Here is a 6,188-nt window from a genome sequence, read left to right as displayed (position 1 = left end):
GGCCGCCATGACAGTTGACGCATTGACGGATGTCGCGGGAGTGCGGGTGGGACACGCCTCCCGCAGCGGGGACGGCTGGCTCACCGGTACCACGGTCGTCCTCGCTCCCGAGGGCGGCGCCGTCGTCGCCGTGGATGTACGCGGTGGCGGCCCCGGCACCAAGGAGACCGACGCCCTCGACCCGCGCAACGTGGTGCAGAAGGTCGACGCCGTCGTGCTGACCGGAGGCAGCGCGTACGGGCTCGACGCGGCGTCCGGAGTCATGGCCTGGCTGGAGGAGCAGGGGCGCGGAGTGCCGGTCGGCGCGGATCCGGCGCACGTCGTGCCGGTGGTCCCCGCCGCGTGCGTCTTCGACCTGGGGCGGGGCGGGACGTTCCGGGCCCGCCCGGACGCGGCGATGGGGCGCGCGGCGGTCGAGGCGGCCGCGGCGAGCACGCCGGGCGCGGCGGTGCCGGAGGGGTCCGTGGGGGCCGGGACGGGCGCGGTGGCGGGGCAGCTCAAGGGCGGGGTGGGGAGCGCGAGCACGGTCCTCGACTCGGGGATCACCGTGGCCGCGCTGGTGGTGGTGAACGCCGCGGGGGCGGTGACGGATCCCGAAACGGGCGTCCTGTACGGGGAGTTGTTCCAGGGGCGCGTGCGGTACCCGGAGGAGCGCGTGCACGAGGCGGCACGCCGGCGCCTTGCCGAGGTGGCCGCGCAGAACGGACCCCCGCCGCTCAACACGACGCTCGCGGTGGTCGCGACCGACGCGGACCTCACCAAGGCGCAGGCGCAGAAGATGGCGGGCACGGCGCACGACGGCATCGCCCGCGCGGTGCGGCCGGTGCACCTGATGCACGACGGCGACACGGTGTTCGCGCTGGCGACGGGCACGCGCCCGCTCGACAGCGGGCACCCGTTGGCACTGAACGACGTCCTCGCGGCCGCCGCGGACCTCGTGATGCGCGCGATCGTACGCGGCGTGCGCGCCGCCGAGTCGGCCGAGGGGCCGGGCGGAGTGTGGCTGTCGTACGGGGAGTTGTACGGGGAGCGGTAGGCGCAAGGCGGGTGAGGCGTAAGACCGGGGCCGCAGCGCCGGGCCGAGCGCCTCGGGGGTTTGGATTGTCGCGGTTGTGTCACGTGATGGCGTTCAGGGGCGATGGAGGGAACCTCCCCCGGGGCCGATGCCCTCTTTCCTCACGCACTGGAACGGATCACGCACATCACACGAACTGGGAGCAGCCCGTGACAACGCCGGACATTGCAGCGCGGCGCGCACTGGGGGCCTGTGCCGCCCTGATGGTCGGCGCCCTCACCCTGACCGGTTGTGGCGGCAGCGCCAACGCCACGAACGACGACGGCAAGGGCGGCCAGGACTCGCCCAAGACGTCGACGGCGAAGATCGTGATCTCGGCCAAGGACGGTTCGACCGGCGCGTCCATCAACGCGACCGGGGTGAAGGTCAGCGACGGCAAGCTGACCGACGTGAAGATGACCGTGGCGGGGTCGGGGCAGGCCGTGCCGGGGGCGGTGTCGGGGGACGGCAGCAGCTGGAAGCCGAAGCAGCAGCTGGAGCGCGGGACCAAGTACGAGATAGCTGCGACCGCGAAGGACTCGGGCGGGCGTACGGCGGCGGCCAACTCCATCTTCACCACCGTCAGCTCGGCCAACAGCTTCATCGGCACCTACACGCCGGACGACGGCTCGACGGTCGGCGCGGGCATGCCGGTGTCGTTCACCTTCGACAAGGCGATCACCGACAAGAAGGCCGTGCAGTCGCACATCACGGTCAACTCCAGCAGTGGGCAGCAGGTGGTCGGGCACTGGTTCGGGGACCAGCGGCTGGACTTCAGGCCGCAGGACTACTGGAAGGCCGGCTCCAAGGTCACGATGAAGATCGCCCTGGACGGGGTCCAGGGCGCGAACGGCGTCTACGGCGTGCAGAAGAAGACGGTGTCCTTCACGATCGGGCGCTCGCAGGTCTCCACCGTCGACGTCAACACGCAGACCATGACGGTGGTGCGGGACGGCAAGACGATCAAGTCGGTGCCGATCTCCGCGGGCAGCGCGCAGCACACCACGTACAACGGGCAGATGGTGATCGCCGAGAAGTTCGTGCAGACCCGGATGAACGGCTCGACGGTCGGCTTCGGCGGGGAGTACGACATCCCGGACGTGCCGCACGCGATGCGTCTGACGTCGTCCGGCACGTTCATCCACGGCAACTACTGGTACAACAAGGGCAACCCGCCCTTCGGCCGCGAGGGCACCAGCCACGGCTGCGTCGGGCTCGCGGACGTGCAGGGCGCGCAGGGCGACACGACGGCCAAGTGGTTCTACGACAACTCGCTCGTCGGGGACGTCGTGATCGTGAAGAACTCCCCGGACACGACCGTGGCCCCGGACAACGGACTCAACGGCTGGAACATGGCCTGGAGCGCCTGGACCGCCGGAAGTGCCGTCTGACCGGCAGTTTGTGACGGAGCGTGAGGCCGCGCGGGAACTTCTCGCGCGGCCTTCGCGTTTTCCCGGCATACGTTTTCTCGGTTCCCGGACACGATGTCCGACCGAGGGGCTACGGTATGCACCCACAAGGTGACATGCAGCAACGCCGGGAGAAGCCTTGAGCGTTCCGTACGAGACGGCAGCGTACGAACCAGCCGAGTCGCCCGAGTCTCCGGAGGAGCATCTCGTGCGACTCCTCGGCCGTGCCCTGAACTCCTTCGAGCTGCCCGACGAGGTGATACGGCGGCTCGACTGCGCGCTGGCGCACGACAGTTCCCTGCACTCCGCCCACCACAGCGCGGGGCTGCACCGCGAGACGTACCGGCACACCTGGCTGCTCGCCGACGGCTCCGCGGTGACCCTGTGGGAGCTCGTCCACAACACCGCTGTGGGCGGCGACGCCCAGCACGAGGTGTACGTCGACGAGGAGGAGCTGCACGCCGCCACCGCCCGGCTCGCACTGCCGCCGGACACGCCGGACTTCGAGCTGCCGACGCTGATGCAGTTGTCGGCGATTCCCGAGCCCCGGCACGTGTACGCCCCCGACGACTCGGCGGACCACGCGCGCCGGCTGCTGCGCCGTGCGGAGAACCCCGACCGGCCGGACGCGGAGGTGGCGGCGCTGCTGGCGACCGCGTCCGCGCATCAGATCACCCAGGCGTTCGGGCGGCCCGGGCGGGCCGCCCGGGCCGGACTGAGCTTCGCGCTGTACGAGCACGCGTTCCTGCTGTCGGACGGCCGGGAGGTCTCCCTGTGGGAGGTCGAGCACACGGCGACGCCCGACGGGCGGCACATGTGCGAGGTGTACACGACGGCGGACGCGGCGCGGAACGCCATGGAGCGGCGCGCGGCACGGCAGGGCTAGGGCCTGTCCGGCGGATCATGCCGGAATCGCGGGGGCTGGCACGCACATCTGCGGCGTTGTCGTCGGTTGCCGACGCTCCGCGTCGACGCCCTCCTCCGCCTTGCATCTGCACGCACCAGCCCCCGCTCACCCGTGCTGATGAGGCACCGTTGCCTGGAGCCGGCCCGATCCGCCGGACAGGCCCTAGCGCCTGCGCTCCCGGGTGACAGGAGTGGGCCCGGGCACGGACGGGAACTTCGGTGCCTTCTCGCGTCAGCGGTGGCCGAGTTGGCGTACCAGACCCGCGAAGGCGTCCTGTTCCGCCGGGGTCAGCTCGACGGACTCCTGCGGGGGACCGTCCTGGGGCTGGAACGGGAGAGCCGGGAGGGATGCGGCGGCAAGCCGTTCGGTGGCCTCGACACGGGCGCGGCGCAGCAGGCGCATCACCACGACGGCCCACACGGCACCCGCCGCGGTGAGGGCGGCCACGCCGATCAGCTGAAGAGTCGAGACGTGCTCAGGCATACGCCCCAGTACACACCACGGTCCGGGACTTTGGGCCCGGACCGTGACGTATCTCGCAGGTGCCGTGAACAACTCACAGTTCACCAAAGGGACAAGAGGTGGCGGTGCGCCGTCAGGCGGCGACCGGCTGCTTCGTCTCCTTCGCCGCCGCCGCGTTCGCGGCGGGGTCGGTGGCCGTGGTCTCGAGGGCCTGCTTGCGCATGCCCTTGAGGATGACGACCAGGGCCGTGGTGACGCACACACCGGCCGCGATGGCGATCAGGTAGAGGAACGGGTTGCCGATCAGCGGGACCACGAAGATGCCGCCGTGCGGGGCGCGCAGAGTGGCGCCGAAGGCCATCGACAGGGCACCGGTGACCGCGCCGCCGACCATGGAGGACGGGATGACCCGCAGCGGGTCCGCCGCGGCGAACGGGATCGCGCCCTCGGAGATGAAGGAGAGGCCCAGCACCCAGGCGGCCTTGCCGTTCTCGCGCTCGGTCTGCGTGAAGAGCTTCCCGCGGACGGTCGTGGCCAGGGCCATCGCCAGCGGCGGGACCATGCCGGCCGCCATCACCGCGGCCATGATCTTCATCGCCGAGTCGCTCGGGCTGGCGGCCGCGATACCGGCCGTGGCGAAGGTGTAGGCCACCTTGTTGACCGGGCCGCCCAGGTCGAAGCACATCATCAGGCCGAGCAGGGCGCCGAGCAGGACGGCGTTGGCGCCGGTGAGGCCGTTCAGCCAGTCGGTCATGCCCTTCTGGGCGGAGGCGATGGGCTTGCCGATCACGACGAACATCAGGAAGCCGACGATCGCCGAGGAGATCAACGGGATCACCACCACCGGCATGATGCCGCGCAGGGCCGCCGGGATGTCGATCTTCTGGATCGCGAGCACCACGCCACCGGCGATCAGACCGGCCGCCAGGCCGCCGAGGAAGCCGGCGTTGATCGTCAGCGAGATCGCACCGCCCACGAAGCCGGGGACCAGGCCCGGCCTGTCCGCCATGCCGTAGGCGATGTAGGCGGCCAGGACCGGGACGAGGAAGCCGAAGGCCACCACGCCGATCTGGAACAGGAGGGCACCCCAGCTGTCGGCCTGGGTCCACACGAAGTGGTCCATCACCGACGGCGCCTTGTTGATCTTGTAGCCGCCGATCGCGAAGCCGAGGGCGATGAGGAGACCGCCCGCGGCGACGAACGGGACCATGTAGCTCACGCCGGACATGAGCCACTTGCGGAGCCTGGTGCCGTAGCCCTCGGTGGAGTCACCGGCCCGCTCGACCGGAGTTCCCGCAGCGGCGGCGGCGGTGACCTCGCCGCGCTCGGCCTTGCCGCGCACCTCGGTGATCAGTTGGGCGGGGCGGTTGATGCCCGCCTTCACACCGACGTCGACCGTCGGCTTGCCCGCGAAGCGGTCCTTGTCGCGTACGGGGACGTCGTGCGCGAAGATCACGCCGTCCGCCGCCGCGATCACCGCCGGATCGAGCCGGGTGAAGCCGGCCGAGCCCTGCGTCTCGACGAGGACCTCGACGCCCGCGTCGCGGCCCGCGTTCTCCAGCGACTCGGCCGCCATATAGGTGTGCGCGATACCGGTCGGGCAGGAGGTGACGGCGACGATACGGAAGGGGCGCTCGCCCGCGCCGGTACCACCGGCCGTGGCGCTCTGCGCCGCAGCGGGCTCGCCCGCGCCCGGCGCCTGCGCCGTACTGCCCGCCGCGGCGCCGGCGGAGGCCGCCCCCGGCGCCGCAGCGGTGTTCTCGGGGGCGCCCGCCGGCGCCTCGTCCCCGCGGATCAGCGCCGCCGCCGTCCCCGCGTCGCCCGCCGACCGCAGCGCGTCCGTGAACTCGGCGTTCATCAGCTGGCGGGCCAGGGAGGAGAGGATCGTGAGGTGGGCGTCGTCCGCGCCGGCCGGGGCCGCGATCAGGAAGATCAGGTCGGCGGGGCCGTCCGGGGCGCCGAAGTCGATGCCCGCGGCGCTGCGGCCGAAGGCGAGCGTCGGCTCGGTGACGTGGGCGCTGCGGCAGTGCGGGATGCCGATGCCGCCGTCGAGGCCGGTCGGCATCTGCGCCTCGCGGGCGGCCACGTCGGCGAGGAAGCCGTCGAGGTCGGTCACCCGGCCCAGGGCCACCATGCGCTCGGCGAGGGCGCGCGCCGCCGCTTCCTTGGTATCGGCGGACAGGTCGAGGTCGACCAGGTCCGCGGTGATCATGTCGCTCATCGCGGGCTCCTATGCACGCGTATCGCCCGGGGAGTGGGGTGGGCGGGGGTGGGGACGGGGGTGCCGTGGGGGGAGGCAGCGGGGTGGACGGAGGCGGGGCCGGGGAGACCCCGCCTCCTGGGGGCGGCAGAGCGG

5 protein-coding genes are annotated in these 6,188 nt (G+C 71.9%); 3 read left to right on the top strand and 2 right to left on the bottom strand.

Annotation, left to right across the window (positions count from 1 at the left end; all coding sequences use genetic code 11):
* Positions 1 to 7: 7 nt before the first annotated feature.
* The 3 genes from AQI88_RS21570 (at position 8) to AQI88_RS21560 (ending at position 3,349) form a co-directional block, all read left to right on the top strand.
* Complete coding sequence (locus tag AQI88_RS21570; RefSeq protein WP_107118620.1) at positions 8 to 1,036, top strand: P1 family peptidase; 1,029 nt, start codon at positions 8 to 10, stop codon at positions 1,034 to 1,036.
* 188 nt (positions 1,037 to 1,224) lie between these two features.
* Positions 1,225 to 2,445: a L,D-transpeptidase gene (locus AQI88_RS21565; RefSeq protein WP_107118619.1), complete on the top strand. Its 1,221-nt coding sequence runs from the start codon at positions 1,225 to 1,227 to the stop codon at positions 2,443 to 2,445.
* A gap of 157 nt (positions 2,446 to 2,602) precedes the next feature.
* Positions 2,603 to 3,349, top strand: coding sequence for a DUF6227 family protein (locus AQI88_RS21560; RefSeq protein ID WP_067001880.1), 747 nt, complete (start codon positions 2,603 to 2,605; stop codon positions 3,347 to 3,349).
* A 252-nt stretch (positions 3,350 to 3,601) separates the two neighbouring features.
* On the opposite strand, the gene AQI88_RS21555 is transcribed toward AQI88_RS21560, so the two are convergent.
* Positions 3,602 to 3,853 carry a hypothetical protein gene (locus tag AQI88_RS21555; RefSeq protein WP_067001878.1) on the bottom strand — a complete coding sequence of 84 codons (252 nt, stop codon included), beginning with the start codon at positions 3,851 to 3,853 and terminating at the stop codon, positions 3,602 to 3,604.
* A 112-nt stretch (positions 3,854 to 3,965) separates the two neighbouring features.
* Positions 3,966 to 6,053 carry a PTS fructose transporter subunit IIABC gene (locus AQI88_RS21550; protein ID WP_067001875.1) on the bottom strand — a complete coding sequence of 696 codons (2,088 nt, stop codon included), beginning with the start codon at positions 6,051 to 6,053 and terminating at the stop codon, positions 3,966 to 3,968.
* Positions 6,054 to 6,188 lie beyond the last annotated feature (135 nt).

The sequence above is a fragment of the Streptomyces cellostaticus genome, from assembly GCF_001513965.1.
Classification (GTDB): Bacteria; Actinomycetota; Actinomycetes; order Streptomycetales; family Streptomycetaceae; genus Streptomyces; species Streptomyces cellostaticus.
This window is presented reverse-complemented; position numbering and strand designations above follow the sequence as displayed.